This window comes from Blautia sp. MSK18_10 (assembly GCF_020553185.1).
Lineage (GTDB): Bacteria > Bacillota > Clostridia > Lachnospirales > Lachnospiraceae > Blautia_A > Blautia_A wexlerae.
Genome location: NZ_JAJCGT010000002.1, coordinates 1 through 23253, shown reverse-complemented (window position 1 = coordinate 23253; position 23253 = coordinate 1). Strand labels below are relative to the sequence as shown.

General features: G+C 40.9%; 25 protein-coding genes, 2 pseudogenes and 1 riboswitch. Of the genes and pseudogenes, 7 read left to right on the top strand and 20 right to left on the bottom strand.

The annotated features are described in order from the left end of the window. Positions 1-229: 229 nt before the first annotated feature. A complete protein-coding gene (locus LI074_RS01250; protein WP_008704827.1) occupies positions 230-1225 on the bottom strand; it encodes an XdhC family protein in 996 nt (331 codons plus the stop codon). Positions 1226-1307: 82 nt separating this feature from the next. Here LI074_RS01250 and LI074_RS01245 point away from each other — a divergent pair, with 82 nt between their 5' ends. After that, positions 1308-2519 carry a dicarboxylate/amino acid:cation symporter gene (locus LI074_RS01245; protein ID WP_022381450.1) on the top strand — a complete coding sequence of 404 codons (1212 nt, stop codon included), beginning with the start codon at positions 1308-1310 and terminating at the stop codon, positions 2517-2519. Between the two features lie 57 nt (positions 2520-2576). On the opposite strand, the gene yedF is transcribed toward LI074_RS01245, so the two are convergent. The 3 genes and pseudogenes from yedF to LI074_RS17665 all read right to left on the bottom strand — a co-directional run bounded on the left by yedF (position 2577) and on the right by LI074_RS17665 (position 4846). Continuing rightward, positions 2577-3191, bottom strand: a complete 615-nt coding sequence (yedF, locus tag LI074_RS01240) for a sulfurtransferase-like selenium metabolism protein YedF (RefSeq protein ID WP_022381449.1) — start codon at positions 3189-3191, stop codon at positions 2577-2579. Between the two features lie 93 nt (positions 3192-3284). Then, complete coding sequence (gene hydA, locus LI074_RS01235; RefSeq protein WP_161275967.1) at positions 3285-4658, bottom strand: dihydropyrimidinase; 1374 nt, start codon at positions 4656-4658, stop codon at positions 3285-3287. Between the two features lie 23 nt (positions 4659-4681). Beyond that, positions 4682-4846 (bottom strand): annotated as a pseudogene (locus LI074_RS17665) (DUF6783 domain-containing protein). On the opposite strand from LI074_RS17665, the pseudogene LI074_RS17660 reads away from it, so the two are divergent. From LI074_RS17660 to LI074_RS01220, 4 genes and pseudogenes are all read left to right on the top strand, one after another. Next, positions 4784-4933, top strand: a pseudogene (locus LI074_RS17660) (DUF6783 domain-containing protein); the annotation flags it as partial. The pseudogenes LI074_RS17665 and LI074_RS17660 overlap by 63 nt on opposite strands. A gap of 253 nt (positions 4934-5186) precedes the next feature. Continuing rightward, on the top strand, positions 5187-5819 hold the full coding sequence (locus LI074_RS01230) for a helix-turn-helix transcriptional regulator (protein ID WP_020993722.1): 633 nt from the start codon (positions 5187-5189) through the stop codon (positions 5817-5819). A gap of 330 nt (positions 5820-6149) precedes the next feature. Continuing rightward, positions 6150-7418: a sensor histidine kinase gene (locus LI074_RS01225; protein ID WP_173697709.1), complete on the top strand. Its 1269-nt coding sequence runs from the start codon at positions 6150-6152 to the stop codon at positions 7416-7418. Between the two features lie 64 nt (positions 7419-7482). Further along, on the top strand, positions 7483-8199 hold the full coding sequence (locus LI074_RS01220) for a LytR/AlgR family response regulator transcription factor (protein ID WP_173697708.1): 717 nt from the start codon (positions 7483-7485) through the stop codon (positions 8197-8199). Positions 8200-8291: 92 nt separating this feature from the next. Here the strand turns inward: LI074_RS01220 and LI074_RS01215 are convergent, their stop codons facing one another. Next, positions 8292-8477, bottom strand: a complete 186-nt coding sequence (locus LI074_RS01215; RefSeq protein ID WP_008704840.1) for a hypothetical protein — start codon at positions 8475-8477, stop codon at positions 8292-8294. A 362-nt stretch (positions 8478-8839) separates the two neighbouring features. Between LI074_RS01215 and LI074_RS01210 the strand changes: the two genes are divergently transcribed. Beyond that, positions 8840-9367, top strand: a complete 528-nt coding sequence (locus LI074_RS01210; protein WP_173697707.1) for a hypothetical protein — start codon at positions 8840-8842, stop codon at positions 9365-9367. 281 nt (positions 9368-9648) lie between these two features. Here LI074_RS01210 and ilvC read toward each other — a convergent pair whose 3' ends face one another. The 3 genes from ilvC to LI074_RS01195 all read right to left on the bottom strand — a co-directional run bounded on the left by ilvC (position 9649) and on the right by LI074_RS01195 (position 12575). Then, positions 9649-10668: a ketol-acid reductoisomerase gene (gene ilvC / locus LI074_RS01205; RefSeq protein WP_008704844.1), complete on the bottom strand. Its 1020-nt coding sequence runs from the start codon at positions 10666-10668 to the stop codon at positions 9649-9651. Between the two features lie 128 nt (positions 10669-10796). After that, entirely contained in the window at positions 10797-11294 is a 498-nt protein-coding gene (gene ilvN, locus LI074_RS01200; RefSeq protein WP_008704845.1) for an acetolactate synthase small subunit, read from the bottom strand. Between the two features lie 228 nt (positions 11295-11522). Then, the gene (locus tag LI074_RS01195) at positions 11523-12575 is read right to left on the bottom strand and encodes a tyrosine-protein phosphatase (RefSeq protein WP_020993720.1); all 1053 of its coding nucleotides are present in this window, start codon (positions 12573-12575) and stop codon (positions 11523-11525) included. 245 nt (positions 12576-12820) lie between these two features. Here LI074_RS01195 and LI074_RS01190 point away from each other — a divergent pair, with 245 nt between their 5' ends. Next, a complete protein-coding gene (locus tag LI074_RS01190) occupies positions 12821-13765 on the top strand; it encodes an AEC family transporter (protein WP_020993719.1) in 945 nt (314 codons plus the stop codon). Between the two features lie 17 nt (positions 13766-13782). On the opposite strand, the gene LI074_RS01185 is transcribed toward LI074_RS01190, so the two are convergent. From LI074_RS01185 to LI074_RS01130, 12 genes are all read right to left on the bottom strand, one after another. Next, on the bottom strand, positions 13783-14592 hold the full coding sequence (locus tag LI074_RS01185) for an HAD family hydrolase (protein ID WP_025580980.1): 810 nt from the start codon (positions 14590-14592) through the stop codon (positions 13783-13785). 53 nt (positions 14593-14645) lie between these two features. After that, positions 14646-15914, bottom strand: a complete 1269-nt coding sequence (locus tag LI074_RS01180) for a M18 family aminopeptidase (protein ID WP_173697706.1) — start codon at positions 15912-15914, stop codon at positions 14646-14648. A 132-nt stretch (positions 15915-16046) separates the two neighbouring features. After that, positions 16047-16373 carry a cupin domain-containing protein gene (locus tag LI074_RS01175; RefSeq protein WP_022381443.1) on the bottom strand — a complete coding sequence of 109 codons (327 nt, stop codon included), beginning with the start codon at positions 16371-16373 and terminating at the stop codon, positions 16047-16049. Between the two features lie 136 nt (positions 16374-16509). After that, positions 16510-17361 carry a 2-amino-4-hydroxy-6-hydroxymethyldihydropteridine diphosphokinase gene (folK, locus tag LI074_RS01170; RefSeq protein WP_118633910.1) on the bottom strand — a complete coding sequence of 284 codons (852 nt, stop codon included), beginning with the start codon at positions 17359-17361 and terminating at the stop codon, positions 16510-16512. Positions 17362-17418: 57 nt separating this feature from the next. Further along, positions 17419-18228, bottom strand: a complete 810-nt coding sequence (gene folP, locus LI074_RS01165) for a dihydropteroate synthase (protein ID WP_173697705.1) — start codon at positions 18226-18228, stop codon at positions 17419-17421. A gap of 39 nt (positions 18229-18267) precedes the next feature. Continuing rightward, positions 18268-18765: an HD domain-containing protein gene (locus LI074_RS01160; protein ID WP_226840099.1), complete on the bottom strand. Its 498-nt coding sequence runs from the start codon at positions 18763-18765 to the stop codon at positions 18268-18270. Then, the gene (gene folE, locus LI074_RS01155; protein ID WP_173697704.1) at positions 18762-19319 is read right to left on the bottom strand and encodes a GTP cyclohydrolase I FolE; all 558 of its coding nucleotides are present in this window, start codon (positions 19317-19319) and stop codon (positions 18762-18764) included. Before folE ends, LI074_RS01160 begins: the two co-directional genes overlap by 4 nt. 135 nt (positions 19320-19454) lie before the next feature. Then, positions 19455-19551, bottom strand: a riboswitch (THF riboswitch). 232 nt (positions 19552-19783) lie between these two features. Continuing rightward, positions 19784-20197, bottom strand: a complete 414-nt coding sequence (locus LI074_RS01150) for a hypothetical protein (protein ID WP_173697703.1) — start codon at positions 20195-20197, stop codon at positions 19784-19786. Between the two features lie 15 nt (positions 20198-20212). Continuing rightward, on the bottom strand, positions 20213-21739 hold the full coding sequence (locus LI074_RS01145; protein WP_173697768.1) for a Y-family DNA polymerase: 1527 nt from the start codon (positions 21737-21739) through the stop codon (positions 20213-20215). Positions 21740-21778: 39 nt separating this feature from the next. Continuing rightward, entirely contained in the window at positions 21779-22234 is a 456-nt protein-coding gene (locus LI074_RS01140; RefSeq protein ID WP_173697702.1) for a YaiI/YqxD family protein, read from the bottom strand. Between the two features lie 10 nt (positions 22235-22244). After that, entirely contained in the window at positions 22245-22613 is a 369-nt protein-coding gene (locus LI074_RS01135) for a VOC family protein (protein WP_020993716.1), read from the bottom strand. 27 nt (positions 22614-22640) lie between these two features. After that, complete coding sequence (locus LI074_RS01130) at positions 22641-23051, bottom strand: peptide deformylase (protein ID WP_026648565.1); 411 nt, start codon at positions 23049-23051, stop codon at positions 22641-22643. Positions 23052-23253 lie beyond the last annotated feature (202 nt).

The window sequence follows — 23253 nt, the reverse complement described above, 5'->3', positions numbered from 1 at the left end:
ATAATTCAAGTATGCGTTTTGTCCTGCTTTGTCTGCTTTCTTCCATTTGCGCGGAATTGCTGCAGGGTTACTGTTCACTCCGTTCTCAGTAACGTAGCCAAAATTCATTCCAGATTGCCTGTGGCAATGGAATTTTGGCTTGTATGTCTCGGGATTTTGGCATATTCATGCCAAAACACCTCGCAGGATAGTGATATGTGAACAGTAACGCTGTAGGTTCTGTGTTTATCTACAACAATTCATAAAGGACTTCCACCTCGCCGCCACAGATCATTCCCAGATTCGCACCGCCCTGGTTAGACAGATTATATTTTCTGATTTCACCATGCTGCGCTTCTGGTGCATATTTCAAAGCCTGAAATTCTACATTTCCGCCTCCGATGCTTCCATATGAATTCCCGTCTTTATCAATAAACATTTTACTTCCTGTCCCTCTTGGAGAAGAACCACTCTTGGATATGATCGTGATCATAATTCCATTTTCTTTTTTCCTGACAGCATCCTCCACAGCTCCATCAATATAAGAAACATCATACCTGTTCTTTTCCTGAACGATCTCCGCAGCAATACTTACAGCAATCTCTGCCGGCATATGTCCTCCGATCGGCAATCCAATCGGTGCATGGATACTGTTGAGCTGTTCTTCGCTGAAACCTTCTCCGAGTAATTTTTCTCTGGTCAGTTTTACCTTATTTTTACTGCCGATCATTCCCAGATAAGTATAAGGGCGTCTCAGGATCTGTCTGGCACAGGCACTGTCTCCGAGATGACCTCTTGTCACGATCACATAATAAGCATTTTCATAGGCCGGTATTTTGTCTGAAAGTTTATCATAGCTGCCTTTGATCAGCCGATCGGCATCCGGAAATCTCTCTGAAGTCACAAAATCTTCTCTGTCATCCATAACAGTCACATGAAATCCCAGCATTTTTCCGATTTTTGCAACAGGCTGCGAAACATGTCCGCCTCCAAAAATGATAAGCTGCGGATTTTTCACATAAATTTCCACAAAGAAATCTACATCTCCCATATGAACAACTTTTGTCTCCTGGCACTCCGCCAGATCAGCTTCATATTTTTTCCAGAAATCTGCTGTATTTTCATCGGATGATAAACAATGGTTTTCTTTTATCAGACATTTTTCGCCCTTATGATTCCCGTTTAAAACCATTGCTGTTTTTACTTTTCCTGTTTCTTCCAAAATTTGATAAATTTTTCTGTACATAACTCTCTCCTGTTTCGATATAAAATACCTTTTGACCATGACATCATTATATATTATAATTGACAGAAAAAGGGGGATTATTATGAAAAAAAACTTTTTTCTACACAGTCTGCCCTTCAGACTGCTTGTCGGCGTGGCTTTTGGAATCTGTATCGGACTTCTTCTTAATATAATAGATGAATCTGCCATTACGACTGCAGTACTGAATGTGGTTGTAACATCGAAGTATATTCTTGGTCAGCTGATCAGCTTTTCTGTTCCGCTGATCATCATTGGATTTATCGCACCATCTATTACCAGACTCGGAAACAATGCTTCCAGAATGTTAGGTGTTGCAGTCAGTATTGCTTATGCTTCCTCACTGGGAGCTGCTTTATTCTCTGCATTATCCGGATACCTGCTGATCCCACATTTATCCTTCAGCTCCACTGCCAGTCATCTCAAAGCTTTGCCGGATGTAGTTTTTGAACTTTCCATTCCACAGATAATGCCTGTCATGAGTGCACTTGTACTGGCCATTATGCTGGGACTTGCATCTGCATGGACAAAAGCCAGTCTGATTTCTTCTTTTCTTGAAGAATTCCAGAAGATCATACTGGCTATTGTATCAAGAGTCATTATTCCGATTCTCCCATACTTCATCGGACTGACTTTCTGTTCACTGGCATACGAAGGAACAATCACCAGACAGCTTCCTGTATTCCTTCAGGTAATCGTCATTGTTCTGATCGGACATTTTATCTGGATAGCTCTTCTATATATACTTGCAGGAATTTATTCCAGAGAAAATCCTCTGAAAGTTGTGAAACATTATGGTCCCGCCTACCTCACAGCCATAGGTACCATGTCATCTGCTGCCACACTGCCGGTCGCCCTCCAATGCGCACACAGGGCAAAACCTCTCCGAAAGGATCTGGTAGATTTTGGTATTCCGCTGTTTGCCAATATTCATCTCTGTGGTTCTGTCCTCACAGAAGTATTCTTCTGTATGGCAATCTCCAAAATTCTTTATGGTGCAGTTCCTGCGCCGGGGGCCATGGTTCTTTTCTGTGTCCTGCTTGGAATTTTTGCCATTGGTGCTCCGGGTGTACCGGGAGGCACTGTTATGGCATCTCTCGGTATTATCACCGGTATCCTGAAATTCGGCGATTCTGCTACAGCTCTGATGCTGACTATCTTTGCCCTTCAGGACAGTTTTGGGACAGCCTGTAACGTAACAGGCGATGGTGCCCTGACTCTGATTCTTACCGGATATGCCAGATACCACAATATCAGAGAACAGAAATTGCAATAAAAGTTCAAAATACCATCATATCTGTCTTTTTTCTCAGATATGATGGCCTTCATTTTCTTACGGACGAATCACCTTATCTGCACCTGTCATACGCTCTGCAATCGTATACATATCGGTAACTTTTCCAACCATCAGTTTCTCCATCAGTCCATAATGCTTCAGGCAGGTACCGCAGGTCAGGATTTCCACGCCCTCTTCTTCCATCTTTTTCAGATCTTCCAGACTTTCAGAGTCTTCTGTTGTAAGTTTTGCACCTCCATTATAGAAAAGGATTGTATCCGGATGTGTTTCCATCTGAGAAAGGGCATAGATAAATCCTTTGATCAAAATCTTTCCCAGTTCATCATCACCATTTCCCATAACATTTGAGGAGATTACCGCTACCGTCACTTTTTTATGCGGTGCTTCGCAGACAAATTCCTCTTCTTCCAAGGTACCACCTGTCTGTTCAGTCTTTACTGCCATCTTCACCTGATACTTTTTGTCTCCCAGTTTTTCAGATACAAACGTACAGCCTGTTTTATTTGCAAGTCTGCTCAGATTATTCACTGCGGTTTCATTATCGATCAGAATTTCAATCTCATCACCGACTGCCGCATTATCAATAACCTTCTTTGTCATCACTACCGGAATCGGGCACTGTTTTCCCATTGCATTTACTTCATGTTTCATTTTCTGTCACCTCTTGTTATTCTTTATATTCACTGCTTATTACTCTTCGCTAGAGGACTTACCTGATTACAGCAATTCCATAAAATATATATTTTACATCTGATTCTTACCGCGTTTAATATATTTTCCTGTTTTCTCCAGAATTACTTTTCCATCCTGCACCACATGAGCTCCTCTTAAATATACGCTGTCAATATCTCCATGAAGCTTAAATCCCTCATATGGATTATTATCCGTATGATACAGATGTGTCTTTGCAGAGATAACGCTTTCCTTCTCAGGATCAAATACAACAATATCTGCATCACTTCCCTCACGTATCACGCCCTTATTGGGATACACTCCGTAAAGTTTAGCTGCATTCTCACTTAACAGACGGCACATCTGTTCCTGCGTGATCCTGCCTGTGCGTACACCGTATGTATAAAGCAGAGTTCCTCTCGTCTGTACTCCCGGCAGCCCTCCCGGAATCTTCGTGAAATCATCTTTACCAAGAGCTTTCTGCTCCATTGTAAAGCTGCACTGGTCAGTTGCAACCGTCTGGATCTGATCATTCGCCAGTGCTTTCCACAGGCAGTCCTGATCTGCTTTCTTACGGATTGGAGGTGCACACACGTATTTGGCACCTTCAAAATCCGGTTTTGAATATACACTGTCATCCAGAAGCAGATACTGCGGACAGGTTTCCGCATATACCTTTTGTCCGTTCATTCTGGCACGCATCACTTCTTCAAATGCTTTCCGGTTGGTAAGATGTACTACCATTACAGGAGCATCTGCTGCATCTGCGATCACAAGAAGGCGGTGAACTGCCTCTGCCTCCATAATATCCGGACGCACCAACGGGTGATTCTCAGGTCCCAGACGTCCCTCTTTTTTGGCTTCTGCGATCAACGCATCGATTGCCCCTGCATTCTCACAATGTACCCCTGCAAAACATCCATATTCATTTAATTTCTTAATAATCTTATAAAGGTCACCGTCATCTACAATCATTGCCGGATAAGTCATGTAAAGCTTAAAACTGGTAATCCCTTCATTGATCATATCCTGTATTTCTCTCTCAGTTTCCTCATTCCATTCCACAACAGACATATGGAAAGAATAATCACAGGAACATTTCCCATCTGCTTTCTTATGCCACTTCTCAAGACCTTCCTTCAGCGTATGACCACCTTTATCCTGAGACGCATAATCGATTACCAGAGTTGTTCCTCCTGCAATGGCAGCTCTTGTTCCTGTTTCAAAATCATCTGCCGTCACTGTTCCTGCCACTTCCAGGTCAAAATGTGTATGTCCGTCTATAAATCCCGGAAAAAGCAGCTTACCGTTTACATCAACTACCTGTGCATCCTCTGCTTCCAGATTCCGGCCTACTTTTACAATCTTCTCTCCATCTATAAGAACATCTTCTCTGACAGACATATCCCCCGATACTACTGTACCATTCTTCAGTAAAGTTTTCACTGTTTCTGACACCCCTTTCTTTATTATAAGTTAAGGACAAAAAGTATTTTACCCCTAGAGCGTGTCTGAAAAATCATTCCCACAATCTGAACGCCCCACTTTGCGGGATATTTCACCCGAATTCAGTTGCCGTAGCCCACTACGGCGCCCTCATCCGGGCAAAATATCCCACAAATTGTGACGCACATCTTGCAGAAAGCCTTTTTCAGACACGCTCTAACTTATCGCAATTCTCATGTTTAAAATATACCACGATTCCTATATCACTTCAATGATTTATGATTATAATCACAAATTTTTTAAGGTATTCACATTTATTTTTTTTAGGCTCTTTTTATTTCCTTTTTTTTATGATAGAATATAAAAAATGTGCAGTTTCCGTATATCTGCACTGAACGTTTTGACGGATAAATTTATCCGCTTTACTACATGCTCATAATCGAATGACTGTTACTGCTCAGACTATAGAAGCCCCTGCCTGATTCGGTTATGATCCGTTTAAAAGTTATATTAATAGGAGGAAATCAAATGGGACGACTTACTGTGTTAAAACAAATCGCTGCTGATCTTGCTTCCCAGTTCGGACCTGACTGTGAAGTAGTAATCCATGATCTGAAAACTTCGGAGCCGGAACATTCCATCGTCTACATCGTAAATGGTCATGTTACAAACAGAGATATCGGAGACGGACCATCCAATGCTGTTTTTGATGCGATCCGCAATCAGGAAAAAGGAGCAACCCCCGAAGACCATACCGGTTATCTGATGAAAACAGCAGACGGCAAGATCCTGAAGTGCAGCACTTCCTACATTCATGATGACGATGGTACCCTTCATTATGTTTTCGGAATCAATTATGACATTACCAAGCTTACTATGATCGAATCTGCCCTTCATTCTCTTGTCACTCCGGAAAATAAGGAAGAGAAGCCCAAAGAGATCACTCATAATGTCAATGATCTTCTTGATCATCTGATCGAAGAATCTGTAGCTCTGGTAGGCAAACCTGTTCCTTTAATGAATAAGGAGGATAAGGTTACTGCTATTCAGTTCTTAAATGATGCAGGTGCTTTCCTTATTACCAAATCCGGAGATAAGGTTGCAAATTATTTCGGAATCTCCAAATATACATTGTACAGTTATATTGATGTAAATAAGTAAAAACAGGAAAGAATGATATAAAAACAGACCTGCATGGTACTTTTCCATCAGGTCTGTTTTTCTTCTGTTTTTCTTTTTTCATCCAGCGCCGGTATATCGTTAAATATGCTCTCTCTTTCATCTCCTTCCTCGTAATTTTTTTCGATATTCCTTTATAGACTGATTATAACACAGAACAACAACATGTTTTCTCTTTCACGCGAACAGTAATTATATGGTGTGAATGGTATGGAAAAAGGTTGTCTTTAAATTTGAAATCTTTTATACTTGATATATATACAACATTTTGATGATAAATTTTATTAATCCTTATCAGACGGAGGTGCTGTTATGTCTGAACAGATTTTATCTGCTGTTCATGGTGTCACTACCATGCTCTTTGGAATTTACTGTTCTGCATTTTTTCTTGGGATCAAACCGATCAGAAAAAATATCCTGACTATGTTTCTGTTATTTTCAGGGCAGGGACTGTTATATGTAATTGATCTGGCATTATTTGGGGAAACTCTTGCAAATATGTCCTATCCTCTGATCGTACATTTTCCATTGGTTTTATTCCTCTCCGTTCATTATAAGTATCCTCTGATTTCTTCCGCTGTTTCTGTCTTTTCTGCCTATCTGTGTTGCCAGATAAGCAACTGGACCGGATTATTCGCTTTGGCAATAACAGGATTACAGTGGTGTTATTATTCTGTGCGGATCTTAACAACAACCTTAACTTTTGTCCTTCTTTATCGATATGTATTTCGATCTACAAAAACAATTTTTACAAAAAATGCACGTGAGCTTTCCATCATCGGTTTCCTGCCATTTGTATATTACGTTTTTGATTATGCTTCCACCAAGTTTTCAACTTTACTTTATTCCGGAAATAAAGCAGTTGTTGAGTTCATGGGATTTGCATTCTGCATTGCCTACCTGGTATTTCTCATCATCTACTTTCAGGAATATGAGAATAAACAGGAGATAACGCAATACAGCAATCTTCGTGAAATGCAGCTTCAATCCATGCAAAACGAAATTGAACAGGTAAAGATCAGCAGCCAGAGACTGGCGATCCTGCGGCATGATATGCGCCACCATCTGAGTATTATTCTGACCCAGCTGCAAAACGGACATCCGGATAAAGCACAGGAATACATCCATGAAATTAATTCTGCATATGACGATACGATCATCGCCGCCTATTCCGGAAATGAAATGCTGAACTCTGTGCTTTCCATTTATCATTCCCGTTTCGCAGACAGAGGATTGTCTCTTATATGCAATGTTTCTACAGGAAAAGAACTTCCATGCTCCGATCTGTCCCTCTGTACAATCCTGTCCAATGCGCTGGAAAACTCCATGCATGCACTGGAGCAGCTGGAATCACCTTCAAAATGGGCCCGGCTTACTCTTTCACAGAAAAAGAATCACATTCTGTTCCAACTGGAAAATCCCGTAGAAAAAATTCCGGCATTTGTAGATGGAGTTCCGGTTTCTACCAGAAACGGGCATGGAATCGGTGTCAGGAGTATTATTTATTATGTGGAACAATTGCATGGACAGTGTCATTTTTCTATCGTGGACCATTGCTTTGTCCTGCGAATCATCATCTGACACAGGATTTTCACTGCCGGATACAATACATACATTTATTCACAGAAAGGTTTTGATAAAAATTATGAATATTGCAATTTGTGATGATGAAATACTCTTTACCCGGGAATTAAGTTCACTTCTGACTCACTGGGCGGAAAAAAATGATTTTTCACTTACCCTGTATCCATATTCCAACGGTGATGATCTGTTAACAGCTCTCCGGACAATTCCGGTAGATCTGATCTTTCTCGACATCATCATGCCATTATTAAACGGCATAGATACAGCAAGAGAAATACGCAGCATGGGACTGACTGTTCCTGTGATTTTTCTGACTTCTTCCAGAGAATTTGCCCTGGATTCCTATGATGTAAAAGCTTTTCATTATCTTTTAAAACCAGTAAATACTCTGAAACTTTTTTCTGTTATGGATGATTTTTTTAAAACCTATCATGTTCCGGCGGAAACTTTCATCGCACATACTACAGACGGATTCTGCTCAATTACGCTCAATGATGTAGATTATCTGGAAGCTCAGAATAAACAGGTTCTGGTCTGCCTTTCAAATGGAACTACTTTAAAAATCCGCGAATTATTTGCAAAGTGTGAAGGGGTCTTTACTCCGGCAAAAGGATTCTTTAAATGTCACCGAAGCTATATTGTAAACCTGTCGCACATAAAACAGTTCACAAGAACTATGGTCACTACCGGCATTTCCTCTGTCCCTATTTCCAGAAATAACTATTCTGCATTCAAAGATGCCTATTTTTCATATATGTTTGATTCTAACTCCGGTTAATCCGATAATTACAGCATTTGCGGGTTACTATCCCCTCCGTTCTCAGCAATACATTTCGCAGTTCACTGCTTTTCGTACACCCTCACATATTCTTATCGTTCCATTTCATGTGCCTGTTTGTAGATTTCACAGGCAGCATAATTCACACATCTGTCATGTGCACAATCCATAAATGTGAGGGTTCTTTTATCTCCTTCCATCGTATATTCGCAGCAGACAGTCTGCCCTCCATTACATGTTCTGCAAAATCCCGAAATAAACTCTTCTTCTATCTCCATTTTATCCTCCTCAATTTTCCTTATATCTCATTATCCTTCCGAGAAACAAAAATACAGGCAACAATACATTCGTTACTGTTCACAAATATTTTTATTTATTCGTCCGTTTTTTGTTGCATTTTACAACAAACAGATTTATAATCAGTATAACATAGAAATGTGCGGAAACACTATAACAAACATAAAATAATCGTAACTGTTCAGTACCTTCACAGTTACGAGTCAAAATCCATTAAAAATCGCCTTCGGCGATGGGATTTTGACTTGTATGTCTCGGGATTTTGGCATGTTCATGCCAAAACACCTCGCGGGATAGTAGACTGCTGAATAGTTACAAATAATCAAAAAAGAGGGAAAATGTCATGAACAAAGAACTTTATGATGAGGCAATACGCTCCAATATCCTGTCACGCAAACTGATCGAACAGTTGATGGAAAGTATGAATTACAGTAGTATCTCTTTTATCAACTGGACTGTAGAGGTACTAAAGATTATTAAAACACGTCTGGAACGCGGAGATAAAATCACAGACGAAGTATCCGGAATTACTTATGATATAAAATCTTTCCGAAATTTTGTAAGCACCAATTTTTCTTCCTATATTACAAGTCAGGTCTTTGATGCTCCTGATAAGGCAGAGAAAGTATATTTTTCTCTGGAAGCCACCGAAGACGGACATGCCTACAATATGGTTATGGCAAGTTCATCTAAGAACAAAACATATAAGTGGATTTCCAGTCTCAGCGAACGCTTTTCATTAGTGGAGATGATCGCTACCGGAATTGTATATCTTAAAGATAACAGGACAGATACATATCAGCCATTTATTTCCGGAAATGGTAAGTACTGCAGATATGACGTAGAAAAAGGACAGATTGTCGAATTATAAAATGCTGAGATTGATTTGCATCTTGTTATATTATGCATAATCTTAAGAATTGCATAATACAAAACAAACAACCATCATTGAGTCAGTACATGCAAGAAAGAATCCTGCTTGCAGGATTCTCCGCCTGCGGCGGGTCGCTTCAGCGACATAATTCCTCTCCGTCGCAGTGCGATCCTGCCCGGAGGGCTTTTTTATGTTATAGGAACATTACGGAGTAATTTCCTATAACATAAAAAATCCCCTGCCATTCAGCAGGGGATTTTAATTTAATCATATTCAGATTAGTTGTTGATGAGTTTGTCTTCACCATTCCAGCTGTAAAGTTTACGAATTTCTTCGCCAACTTTCTCAGACTGATGCTCGGAAGCTTTCTTTCTCATAGCTTTGAAGTGAACCTGTGCACCTGCATCAGACATATCAAGTAAGAAGTCTTTTGCAAATGTACCATCCTGGATATCAGAAAGAATTTTCTTCATAGCTTTCTTTGTATCTTCTGTGATGATCTTAGGTCCTGTGATGTAATCACCATATTCAGCAGTGTTGGAGATAGAATATCTCATTCCTGCGAATCCTGACTGATAAATCAGGTCTACGATCAGCTTCATTTCATGAATACATTCAAAGTATGCATTTCTTGGATCATAACCAGCTTCAACAAGTGTTTCGAAACCTGCCTGCATAAGTGCGCAAACACCACCGCAAAGTACAGCCTGCTCACCAAAGAGGTCTGTCTCTGTCTCTACACGGAATGTAGTTTCAAGAAGACCAGCTCTTGCTCCGCCGATTCCAAGACCATATGCCAGTGCAAGATCCTGAGCTTTTCCTGTGTAATCCTGCTCTACAGCGATAAGACAAGGTGTTCCTTTTCCAGCCTGATACTCACTTCTTACTGTGTGACCAGGTGCTTTAGGAGCGATCATTGTAACATCAACATTCTTTGGTGGTTTGATGCATCCGAAATGGATATTGAAACCATGAGCAAACATTAACATGTTGCCTTCTTCAAGGTTTGGCTCGATGGATTCTTTGTAAAGTTTAGCCTGTAATTCATCATTGATAAGAATCATGATGATATCTGCCTGTTTAGCTGCTTCAGCTGCTGTATATACCTTAAAGCCCTGCTCTTCAGCTCTCTTCCAGGATTTGCTGCCTTCATAAAGACCGATAATGACATCACATCCGGAATCCTTTAAGTTCAGAGCATGTGCATGTCCCTGGCTTCCGTATCCAATAATTGCAATTTTTTTACCATCCAGTAAGCTTAAATTACAATCTTCCTGATAAAAAATCTTGTTAGCCATTTTATTTTCCTCCTGCTAATCGTAAAAAAATTTATCGTTAAGGGATGCTCCCCTAGCAAACTATAATATGTACTGTTTCTGAGATATTCTTCCATTTTCTGCATTCCGAAAAGCCTTCCGGTCTTTCATCAGAAATAGGTTACATCCTGCGAACCTCTTGATAAACCGGTCATTCCTGTACGTGCAAGTTCGAGAATCTCGTAATCACCCATCAGCTCAAGAAATGCTTCCAATTTATTATGGTTGCCTGTCATCTCCAATATCATGGAATCCACACTTACGTCTGCAACTTTCGCATGGAAAACATCCGCTATGGAAATGAGTCCCTGTCTCTGCTCCGGTTTCGCAGCCACCTTGATCATCATTAATTCATGGCATACGCTGTTGTCCGGCTCCAGGATCTTAATATCTCTTACATCTACAAGCTTGGCAAGCTGATTCGTGATCTGCTCCAGAATCAGTTCATCCCCGCTGCACACAACGGTAATTCTGGAAAAACGCTCGTCCGCTGTTACACCTCCGGTAATGCTGTCGATGTTATAGCCTCTGCGGCTGAATAATCCAGATACTCTGGTTGTTACACCTGCAGTATTATCTACTAACAGGGATAATACTCTCTTCTGCATGTCCCACCTGCTTTCAACGTGTACATTTTCACCACGTTAATATAATAAATAGCTCGTATGGTTACCATTATATCAATAATCGTGATTTTGTCAATAAATTTTTCGCACAAAAACAAATGTCTTTCTGTGACGTTACTGTTCACTTCGTTCCCAGCAACACGCTTCGCGGGATATTACCAGTGAATAGTATCTCTATGATAACTTTTGTAAAAACATCAAATCAACTGCCTATATCAGATATTTATTTCTGAACTCTTCGATCATTTTCGGTTTCAGATAAAATACGGTCTGGAAAAACTTTTCCATAGAACCATAAGTCTTTTTCACTGTTTCAAAAACAGCAGCCAGATACTCCTCTTTTACATTATATATAATTGGAAGCTTCTCGGTCATTTTCTCATCTGCCTCCGGCCAGGTCTGTACAAGTCTCTGCATATATACCAGTTTGGGCTCCATATAACGGTTTGTGCGCAGATAGTCTTCATATATCACATCTTCCTCCACCCCCAGCAGACTGAGCAGAAAAGCAGTCCCGATCCCTGTACGGTCCTTTCCAGTTCCGCAATGCCACAAAACAGCACCTTTTTCCTGCCTGAAAAGAATATCGATAAACTTCGCATACTGTTTCAACACCAGCTGATCCATGCATAAATTCCTGTACTGTCTGATCATATATTCTTCCATATCATCCGGGAGTCCTGCAAGCATTTTCACAAACTGTTCTCTGTTGCTGATAACCTGCACATCCTCATCCACAACCGGTACATGGTAGTATTCTACTTCTGCTATAATAGTATCCGGTTTACATTTTCTCTCTTCTGCCGAACGCAGGTCGATCACCGTCTTCAGATTGTATTCTTCTCTGAGTCTGTTCTTATCGCTCTCTGAAATGTGATAAAGTTCCCCGCTTCTCAGAAGCCTCCTCGGCAGGATGTGTCTGTCATCAGCTGTAACGATCGCACCCAGATCTCTGGTATTCGGCAGACTATGAAGAGATATCCTGCCGCCCTTCGGGAAACCTGTTGCCATATCCGGGTTTAATATCTTAAGAATGCGGATACACTCATGAATCTCTTTTTCTGTCATATCGAACTTGTATCTCTTCTTACGTCTGGTAACAATTACAAGATAATTTACACTCAGCTGTCTGTCATCACCTTCATCTGCTCCCTCTTTTCGCATATATGCCCATACAATGTCTTTACATGGAAGATTGTTTATCATCATATGTCTGGTAAAAACCAGAAATCCATCTTCTATCCTTATCTTTCCATACTTCATGATCCACCACTCCACTGTCTGCAATTTTATTATTGTTCACTCTGCTCTTAGAGCGTGTCTGAAAAATCATTCCCGCAATCTGCAAGGCATACTGAACAGCAACTATTTTTTTCAGAATAACACAGAAATCGGAATTTGACAATTCCTGTCAAACGTTTATAATCATGGTGTTATTGTGATATAGCAGTCACCTTATGAACCGTACTTTTTGTACAGAAATCATTTTTTTGAAAGGATTTATGAAAATGGAGAATCTTATTTTCTGTCTTAATGCTACAATCCCGATTTTTCTCACCCTGATGCTCGGGCTCTTTTTTCGGAAGATCGGACTCTTTGATGACACCTTTGTCAGCCGTCTGAATAAGTTCGTATTTAATGCAGCTCTGCCTGCGCTTTTGTTTCTGGATATTGCAAAGTCAGATTTCTACAGTGTGTGGAATACGAAATTTGTATTGTTCTGCTTCTTTGTCACACTGATCAGTATCGGAATTTCCACAGGACTTTCCTATCTGCTGAAACCGCGAAATATCCAGGGCGAATTTATCCAGGCTTCTTACCGGAGCAGCGCTGCGATCCTTGGAATTGCAATTATCCAGAATCTTTACGGAAACGCAGGAATGGCACCGCTTATGATCATCGGAAGTGTGCCGCTTTATAATGTGATGGCAGTTATAACACTGTCACTGTTCGCTCCCGGCGGCGGTAAACTTGATACCGCAAAGCTTATCCGAACCCTGAAAGGAATCGCCACGAACCCTATTATCCTTGGTATCCTGACAGGTATGGTATGGTCGCTGCTTCATCTGCCAATGCCAACAATTCTGAATACTGCCGTAGATAATCTCGGAAAAACAGCGACTCCTCTTGGGCTGATGGCCATGGGTGGCGCACTGAAATTCGGCAAGGCATTCGCAAGGCCGAAACCACTGATCGCATGTAGCTTTCTGAAGCTTGTGGGATATGAAGCTGTATTTCTTCCACTGGCTGTGCTTCTGGGATTTTCCCATGATATGCTGGTTGCGATCATTATCATGCTTGGCTCTGCCACTACTGTAAGCTGTTATATCATGGCCAAAAACATGGATTATGACGGCGATTTTACTTCCGGTGTGGTTATGACTACCACTCTGTTAAGCTCCTTTACCATGACAATCTGGCTCTATATATGCAAAAGCCTGGGACTGATCTGAGCCCAGGCTTTTTATGTTTATATCAGCTTCAGATATTCCAGTCCGTTTCTGATTCCATAATGGAACATATCCTGTGTAATATGATCAGCCAGAGCTTTTATTTTCTCCGAACCATTTCCCATGGCAACCTTCACCGCCGCATATTCAAACATGGCGAGATCATTATTGCTGTCTCCAAACACGATCGTATCCTCCCATGGAATATCAAAGAGTCTGCACACTGCCGAGATCCCCACTGCCTTGTTAAAGCCCTTTGGGACAAGTTCAATGGTGGTTCCCGCAATCCCTGAACCACTCTCATGACGGATAATGTCATAATACTCACTCAGTTCCCTGCAGGCAGCTTCTGCATCACAGCCTTTTATCATTTTGGCACTGATCTTATTAATGCGCATACAATCTTCATTTCCCCTGATGGGACGCCATTTAGATCCTAAAGATTCTGTGATCAGATCCGTATACCAGTTCACATCTGTATTATATTCATCCTTATCATAATACATGAAATCTGCACCTTCCATAACCGGGACCAGACCATATCTGCGCAGGATTTCCACTGATTTTTTTGCAACTTCCGGGGGCATCTCTTTATTAAAAAGACGTTCTCCATCTTTTTCAATGGTAGCCCCGCAGGCACTGATCATACCGGTAAATGGAAGCTCTTCCAGATACCAGGAAACAAAGGCCCTGCTCCTGCCTGTGCAAAGCCATGCGTCATGACCGTTTTCTCTTAATTTCTTCAATGCCTCCTTTGTGCTCTGGGGTACACCCTTTTCCATATCGCAGAGTGTTCCGTCTGCATCAAAAAACACTGCTTTTCTGTTCACTTTCTTATCTCCTGATTTTTATATTTACGTTTATCTTCCAGTGTGCCGACAAGCTATGCAAAAAATACTGTCGCTGCCTTAACCAGGCTCTCTGTATCTTTCGCACCTGTGGTTTCATATACAGAGTGCATGGCAAGCTGTGCCAGACCGATATCCACTGTTTTCACAGGAACCTGGGTATTGGAAATATTTCCCAGCGTGGATCCGCCTGCCATATCCGAACGGTTCACAAAGGTCTGGTACGGCACCTTTGCCCTGTCACAGATATCCTTGAAAATTGCAGCGGACACTCCGTCTGTACAATATTTCTGGTTTGCATTGTACTTGATCACGATTCCCTCATTCAGCACCGGACGATTTACCGGATCTGTCTTATCTGTATGGTTTGGATGGAGGGCATGGGCATTATCTGCAGAGATCATAAAGCTGTCTGCAAGTGCCATATAGTATTCCTCCTGAGTACGTCCCAGTCCCATATTGATCCGCATCAGAGTATCCTTAAGGAATGTGGAAGCAGCGCCCTGTCTTGTACTGCTTCCCACTTCTTCATTATCCAGCACACAATGTACAGAAATGCTTTCTTCACGATTTCCCTGCAGGAATCCCTCCATAGAAGAGAATGCACACTGCAGATCATCCAGTCTGGGTGCAGAGACAAATTCCTCATTTACTCCCCACAGAGTACCCGGAGTTCTGTCATAAAGAAACAGATCATGTCCCAGAATATCTTCTGTCTTTACTTCTGCGGCCTCAGCCACAGTTTCCATAAATCTACCCTTTCCTTCCTTACCGCTGAAAAGAGGCAGCATATCCTTCTGCACATTATATTTATATCCGTCATTTACTTCCCTGTTCATATGAATGGCAAGATTGGGAATGACCAGCAGATCTCTGTCCACAGCCACCATCTTCTCTCTGATTTTTCCATCCTGGCGGACAATCAGCCTTCCTGCTACCGACAGAGGTCTGTCAAACCACGGAGACAGAATCATTCCACCGTAACGCTCCACATTCAGTTTGATATAAGCATTCTCCACCTCTATTTCAGGATTCTCCTTGATCTTAAGGGAAGGGGAATCACTGTGGCTTGCCATAATATGAAACTTCCACACAGGCTTCTGCGGAATGGAAAAAGCTATGATCGCAGAATGATTTCTGGTCACATAATAATTTCCGCCTTTTTTAAGCTTCCAGTGATCCTCCTCTTTCAATTCTTCAAAGCCTTCTTTGTCAAGCCTTTTGGTCATCTCCGTCACTGCCTGAAATGCAGTGGGGCTTTTCTCTATGAATTTCAGTAACTTCTTTGCTGTTTTTCTGTACATAGTTTGATTCTCCATTTGAATGATTGTGAAAATGATACCTGATTTATACTGTTTCTTATTATAATCTGTCTGTCCTGGTAATAAAAACAGCAGTCATTATTTCCATAAGAAATATGTGCTGCTGCTTTTATATCAGTCTTTAATGATCAGAGCCATAAAAACCAGATCTGTATTTCCTGTATTTGCAAGTGCATGTCCATGATTGTCCGGTGTGAATGTAATATCTCCGGCTTTTACCGGACGATAGGTACCGTTGTCATTGTATTCGCCCTGTCCCTGTAAAATATAATAGGTTTCACTTTCTCCATGATGTTCATGATATCCCAGTGAACATCCCGGCTCCAGGGTTACCTGTGCATACAGTCCACATTTACCATTCAACTGTTCTGCATCAAGGATTTCTTTGATGATTACGTGACCATTTCCACCTGCCATGTGTTCTTCGCGTCTGATTCTCATAATTTTTTGCCCTCCTGTAGGTGTTTTCTCTTTTATAGAATTTCCATTGAATATATCATAGCACTGTTTGTAAAAAATGGCAAAGTAAATATCAATGGAACATTCAACAAAATATCGTTACTGGTTACTGTTCACTTTATTTTGCAGTATTTTCAGATTTGTTCAGAAGGCTGTCCAGAAGCTGCGAAATAGTCTGATTTAACACAGGATGTCGCAGATACGGAGCAATCTGATTCATTGGTACAAGAACGAAATCGCGGTTGTGCAGATCAATATGAGGAATATGAAGATCTGGCATATCAATAATTTCTTGATCATAAAACAGGATATCCAAATCCAGTGTCCTTGGTCCCCAGTGAATGATACGTTCCCTGTTTGCCTCCTGTTCTAACTGATGCAGTCGCACAAGCAATTCTCCAGGAGTAAGAAGTGTCCGCATTTTCAGAACTCCATTTAAAAATTCATCCTGATCAGTAACTCCGTAAGGTTCTGTAATAAGATAATCGGAAATTGCCTCTATACGGCATCCTTTTGTCTCTGCCAGACCACGGATTCCATTGTCTATATACATCTTTTTATCACCCATATTAGAGCCAAAAGCAATGTAAGCAGTATGCCATTTCCGTGTAATTTCCACAGATACGGTTTTCAGAGGAAGACCAACCGGTGCCCAGGGCTTTTCGATCTTCAGAGTGATTTTTTCAAGTCCGGAAAGAGAGCAAAGAAGCATTTCTGCAAGATTCTCTGCAAGAGATTCCAGAAGTTTATAAGTATGTTTTCTAGTGAAATCAGTGATCATATGGCTGACTTCGCCATAGTTTATGGAAGCAGACAACTCATCGGTTAATCCCGCCAGACGTGTTCTGGTAAAAAGTGTAGCAGAAATAACAAACTTCTGTCCCAGAACATTTTCTTCGGGATATACACCATGGTTTGCAAAAACCTCCAACTCTTTAATTTCTATTTTATCTAATCTGGTCTCATCCATAACAGCAAATCCTTTCTGTATGTTATTTATATTTACCATCTGTTTTGTGCCAGTAATTTATCTGCGTCCCAGGATTGCTTCTGTCATCTGGATCACACGCTTGTTTTCTTTAACATCGTGGACACGGACAAAAGAGCATCCCTTCATTACGCCAATTACACTGGTAGCCAAAGTCCCCTCCACGCGCTGATCTACAGGAAGATCCAGTGCCAGTCCAATCATGGATTTACGGGATGTACCAAGGAGAACCGGAAGTCCCAGATTCTGAAAAAGCTCCAGGTGATTCATTGCTTCCAGATTCATTTCAAATGTTTTTCCAAAACCAATTCCCGGATCAAGCATGATTTTTTCATCTTTAATTCCAGCCTGTCTTGCAAGATTAACACATTCCTGTGTTTCAGCGAGCATATCAATAATAAAATTTTGATATTCTGTATTAGATTTGTTGTGCATCAGACAACAGGCCACATCATATTTTGCGATCACAGCTGCCATTTTCGGATCATATTTTAATCCCCAGATATCATTAACCAGGTCAGCTCCTGCCTGGATAGAGCTTTCAGCAACACTGCTCTTAAAAGTATCTACAGAAACAGGAATGTCAAAATGTTTTTTGACCGCTTCAATAACAGGAAGAACTCTCTGTGCTTCCTCATCAGCACTGACAGGAGTATGACCGGGACGTGTAGATTCGCCTCCGATATCAATAATATCTGCACCATCAGCAATCATTGCCTCTGTATGTTTCAAAGCTTCATCCATATGATTCCATTTGCCGCCGTCAGAAAAGGAATCAGGGGTAACATTTAGAATTCCCATTATGTAAGTATGATTCTTAGTATCAAAAAAACGGTTTCCAATTTTCATGAGCAGAGCCCATCCTTTCTTTTGTGCTTATGAAGAAGATTAGTATTCAATTTTCATATTTTTTTTATCATCAGACCAATAGCATTCAGGAGCAGCGGAACATAAAAAACAATTTCTGGACTGCTTATCCGCTTTATAAAGAAGTGCTGCCAGCGTACTGCAGGAATCTCCTTTTCGGTGATGTCCAATAGAAGACAGAATCAGTTCTTTTTCCTGTTCTGTAAAGTGCAGATCTGTCAGAATTTCCCGTGCGATTTCTACTCCTGCAATATCATGGGGAATGTTGTACTGATATTGCTGTGCACGTCCGATATCATGCAGAAGTGCTGCTGCATAGATAAGCTCTTTGGGCAGCTCCAGATGTTCCTCCAGTGCATAAATGTACATCAGTCGTGCAACATCCAGAAAATGTTCAGGCGTATGACGGCAGAAGATCCGTTCACTTTCAAGTTCCTGTATTTTTTTATAATGTTCCTGATAAACCGGGTGCCTCCAGATCTGATTGACACGATCCATATCTGAAAAATTGTTATTCATCCTTTTACCATAGAAAGGAACATTTTCTGCAGTTCCTTATCTTCTGTAAACGCACCACGGGTTACAGTAGTGATCGTTTTGCTTCCCGGTTTCTTTATTCCGCGCATGGTCATACAGGTATGTTCCGCTTCCAGCATTACCATAATTCCTTTTGGATCCAGAGTACGCTCCAAAGCATCTGCGATCTGAACGGTAAGCCGTTCCTGAATCTGTGGTCTTCTGGAATAAACATCTACTGTACGTGCCAGCTTGCTTAAACCGGTAACTTTGCCGTTGGGGATGTATGCAAGATGAGCTTTTCCATAAAAAGGCATCAGGTGATGCTCACACATGGAGTAAAAGGTGATGTCTTTTTCCAGTACGATTTCATTATTTTCTACAGGAAACTGCTTTAACAGATGCTGGTCCGCTTCATGACCAAGACCTCCGTAAATTTCTTCACACATGCGGGCAATCCTGTCAGGAGTATCAATCAGACCTTCCCGCGTGATATCTTCACCGATACCTTCCAGAAGCAGACGGACTGCCTGCTCAATTTTCACTTTGTCAACCATTAAAAAATAACCTCCTTTGTATTTTTGAAATGGAGATTATCCTTTTGACCAAATTAAAAAGGATATCTCCAATTGTGATAGAATGTATGTCGAAAACATTCCCTAACACAATATGAGATATCCTCTTATATTGTTTGCAACGGGTGCGGATAATATACCGTAAGACGCACTTTTCGTTTCAGTGACAACTCCCCATTCACCGAACACTTGACGCATAAAATCCTATTTTGCATATCATTCATTTCGGTATTCAGTATACCATGTAATACGATAATAGAAAAGCTTTTTTCTGACCTTTCAGAATAATTTTTTTCCTGCTGCCAGAACTAATAGTTTCGAAGTACACTTTGCAGATATACTTTATACTGTTGCTTTACATCTTCCGGTCCAACAATTCTCATTCCGGATCCAACACCGGTAAGCCATCCAAAAAACTGCGAGCTTCTGAGTATCTGTTTTTACATTTACCACTCTTCACATTTAATACCGCTTATCTGTTCAATTGGAATGACCGTTTGATCTGTCATGATCATGGTATGCTCATATTCGTCTACCTTTTTTACAATACCAGAGTACGTAACATAGAATCCGCCGGCTTTTTTTGCATCGGGAATAAAATAAGTTATCGATACATTCTGTTCTATACCGATATTATTTCTGATTATATTGATTTTTTCATTCAGCTGAGCAATCACTTCCTCGCTCAGTTCCAATCTTTCATCTGTTAATCTTGCTGTTTCTTTTATCGCAGCATCATGTCCAGTCAAGGCTGCAAAAGGAGCAAATTGCGCTGCCCGATCCTGAAGTGGCATTTGCGGATGATTCTTAGAGACCGGATGGGGTAAATTGATGATATCATCATAAAAATTATTTTTCATCCTCTTCCAACTCCTTTATGCCTTATGTCCGCCAATTTGTTCATTTCTGTCCCTGGCGGTTGCGCCTTCCTGAAGATTCATTCCTTTCAGTACAGCGTTTTTCCCAAATTTCTTTTTGATACTGAGCATTGCTTCCTGCATACGTTTTTCGCGATCCAGCGTAGCTTCTTCCTCTTCCTTCTTTTTCCTTTGCGCCTCATAATCCGTAAAAAGATCCAGTTGCTCATACACTTCTTCTTTCTTTACAGAATTTTCATCCACAAGCCTGTTCGCTGTGATATTAATTCTTCTGATAAGCAGGTTTCTGTCAACGAGCCTGTCATACAACTCTATTACTGCATCTGTTATCATTTTTGTTGAGGAAGTCTGCCGTTTCAGATTGGTCGTTCCATGTGCGTGTTTCGGGATTCTTCTTCCATAACGGTCGATCGTAACCTCACCATGATATTTCTTTTTCCTGTCGGTATTATTCAAATTCTCAATATCATAACCAACTGTCAATACAATCTGATCCGTCACAAGCTTCTTATCCACCAAATCCAAAACCATCTGGTCCGTCATCTCTTTGACGACTAATTTTGCTTTTTCAAAGTCATAAGGACAATGAAGTACCTGCCCGGAACAAACACTGTTCGTTTCCGGTTTGTAAGCCTTGACCATTTCCATGGTACAGGGTTCATATCCCCAGGCATGGTCGATCAGCAGCTCCGCATTAACGCCAAACAGCCTATATAACAGGTCTTCATTATATAACTCATTTGCTTTACCGATGGAACATCTGGCAATATCACCCATTGTATAAAGCCCGTATTCTTCCAGCTTCTTTGCATATCCCTTTCCGACTCTCCAGAAATCAGTAAGTGGTCTGTGACCCCAGAGTTTTCTTCGGTAGGACATTTCATCCAATTCTGCAATTCGTACACCATCTTTATCTGCTTTAATATGCTTCGCCACGATATCCATCGCAATCTTACACAGATACATATTTGTTCCGATTCCGGCAGTTGCCGTTATACCTGTCGTCTTCAGCACATCTTGTATCATGGTCATTGCAAGTTCTCTTGCTGTCATATTATAGGTATGCAGATAATCCGTTACATCCATAAATACTTCGTCGATCGAATAAGGGAAAATATCTTCAGGTGCAATATATTTCAGATAAATGCTGTAAATTCTAGTGCTGTATTCCAGATAGAGAGCCATCCGGGGAGGCGCAACAATATAATCAATCTCCAGTGCAGGATTGATATTTAATTCTGTACTGTCATCAGAAGCTCCGATAAAAGTTCTGTTCGGCGCTTTCCACCTGCGGGCACTATTGGTTTCTTTTACTTTTTGAACAACCTCAAATAAACGAGCCCTTCCGGGTATCCCATAACACTTTAAGGCTGGAGATACCGCAAGACAGATTGTTTTTTCTGTTCTGCTTTTATCCGCAACCACAAGATTGGTAGTCAAAGGATCCCGATTTCGCTCTTTACATTCCACAGACGCATAGAATGACTTAAGATCGATTGCAATATAGGTTCTTTTCTTTTCCATCATTCTACACCTCCCGATTCTCCTGTGTTCTGTTTGTGATTATTTCCCCTTATCCATTACCATATGTATCATTTTTTCAAAAGACGCTCTGAAATGCTCATCATCTTCTGCTGTTCGTTTTCGTGGTCCTTTTAAATGATTCTTTCCGGATGCCCTTCGTGCTTTCTTGTTCAAGTGACGCTCCATAAGCATCTGGTCAATATTTTCATTGGTATACCATTTCCCGGACTGATGAATCGCATAAGCACCTTTTCCTAATACCATTGCCGCCACTCCATAATCCTGTGATACAATAATATCGCCTTTATGACAAATACTGATCAGTTTACAATCCACTGCATCTGCACCGGCTCCAACTACGATCACTTCACTGTAATCAGATGATAACACATGATTGGTATCACACAACAACGTTACCGGAAGATTATGCTCTTTTGCAACTCTTTCAACGATACTGACTACCGGACAGGCATCTGCATCAACCAAAATCTGCATATTCCCTCCTTTAATTGCACCTGAACGGAGTGCGAACCTCAATAAGATTACCACTGGGATCATATAGTCTTACAAGCTTCTGCCCACCTGCAAGTTCTGTCAGTTCGGTGGCATATCGGACGAAATACTTACCAGATTCATATTTCGCAAGCAATCCATCTATATCAAAATCCTCGAAATACAATTCCATCATGTTATTGAACGGCGTAGAAGTTTCATTCAATGTTTTCCCCCATATGTCGGCATCCTGCAAAACAAGTCCCTCCGATAAGATCACATTACCTTCATTCTTAAGAATCACTTGCAGTCCAAATAAGTCCCTATAAAATTCTATGGATTTTTCTATATCATCCACCACAATCAGTACATTCTTTAACATACCGGCCACCTCGCAATCCGCATTCGATTATATGATCTTCCCAGACAAATGATCAATTTCATGTTGACAGATCTGTGCCGTCCATCCAGACAGCTTCTGCCGCTGTTTTTTCCAGTTGAAGTCATAATATTCTACTTCAATTTCCTGATATCTGGTCGTCTTACGAACACCATCCAGAGACAGACAGCCTTCTTCCGTCTCATACATGTCATGCTTTGAAACAATCACCGGGTTAAACATAACAACATCTATAAATCCCATATTCACAATGATAATATTCTTCCTTACACCAATCATATTTGCAGCCATACCAACGCACCGTTCCCGGTTCGCCTGCAGTGTGTCCTGCAGATCCTTCCCAATCTGGATATCTGCTTTTGTGGCTGGCTTGGATGGCTGGCCTAAAAAGAAAATGTCTCTTACGATTTGCTTTACCATTTATTTTCTCCTGTATTTAATTTCTAATTCTTATTTATCCTGACCGGAAATCTTTCTCATCGGCTCAAGATTAATTTTACAGCATCAATCAAGTCCTCAGTGAATTACTCGGTAACTGAGTTACCAGAGCATCTGAATTAAGGCGGAATACCGCCTTTTTTCAGGGTGCATCCATGGCACCACTACTGTTTGCTCTTTAGAG